Here is a 1,160-nt window from a genome sequence, read left to right as displayed (position 1 = left end):
GGCAGCTCGCAGACCGCGACGCCCGCGCCCGCCAGCAGGGCGGCGAGCGCCCCGAGGGCACCGGGCGGGCAGCCGGGGGAGGCGACCGCGCCGACGTGGCTGCAGCTGCCCGGGTCGCGGACCAGGTCGAGCAGGACCGTCGGGCGACCGGTCGCCTCCTCGACCGCGGCGGCGGTGCGGCCGTCGGTGGTCCGGAGGACGACGCAGGGACGGCTGCCGGGGTCGCGCAGACCGACAGGAGCCGCGACCCCGGCCCGCTCGGCCAGCCCGGCTGCGGAGGGGTGGGGCTGCCAGGCGAGGCCGGTGCCCGGGATGGCCGCCACCGTCGGGGCGACGGGGAGGGTCGCGCCGGGACCGTGCGGGTAGACGCCGGAGCCGGTCTTGCGCCCCAGGGTCCCGGCCGCGACCAGCGCGTCCTGGACCGGCGACGGGGCATACCGGGGGTCCTCGCCCGTGGCCTGCCAGACGCTGCGGCCGACCGCGGCGTTGACGTCCTGGCCGATGAGGTCGGTGAGCTCCAGCGGGCCCATGGGGAACCCGCCGGCCCCGCGCAGCAGGGTGTCGACCACCGTCGGCTCCAGGTCAGGGTGCTCGGCGAGCAGCCGGAACGCCTCGCCGTAGAAGGGTCGGGCGACCCGGTTGACGACGAACCCGGGGGTCGACGCGCAGACCACCGGGACCTTGCCCCAGGCGCGGACCAGGTCGACGAGGTCGGTGACGACGGCGGGGTCGGTCGCGGCACCCCGTACCACCTCGACCAGGCGCATGAGCGGGGCGGGGTTGAAGAAGTGCAGCCCGGCGACGCGGCCCGGGCGGTGCAGCGGGGCGGCCAGGTCGTCCACGGACAGCGAGGACGTGTTGCTCGCCAGCACCGTGCCGGGGGTGACGACGGCCGCCAGGTCCGCGAGCAGCGCGTGCTTGACGGCGAGGTCCTCGACGACGGCCTCGACGACGAGGTCGCAGCCGGCCAGGTCCGCGACCGACCCGACCGGCTGCAGCCGGTCGACCGTCGCGGCCGCGTGGGCGGCGTCCGTGCGGCCCTTCTCGACCGAACGCCGCAGCCGCCCGGCCACCTGCGCGACGGCGTCCGCGGCCGCCCCGTCCCGGGCGTCGAGCAGCAGCGTCCGGTGGCCCGCGGCGGCCGCGACCTGCGCGATGCC

At 78.3% G+C, this 1,160-nt stretch carries 1 protein-coding gene; it reads right to left on the bottom strand.

From position 1 onward, the window contains the following. A partial coding sequence (locus WCS02_RS20510) for a 3-hydroxyacyl-CoA dehydrogenase NAD-binding domain-containing protein (RefSeq protein WP_340296169.1) occupies positions 1 to 1,160 on the bottom strand: 1,160 nt, incomplete at both ends.

It is taken from the genome of Aquipuribacter hungaricus (assembly GCF_037860755.1).
Lineage (GTDB): Bacteria > Actinomycetota > Actinomycetes > Actinomycetales > JBBAYJ01 > Aquipuribacter > Aquipuribacter hungaricus.
This window is presented reverse-complemented; position numbering and strand designations above follow the sequence as displayed.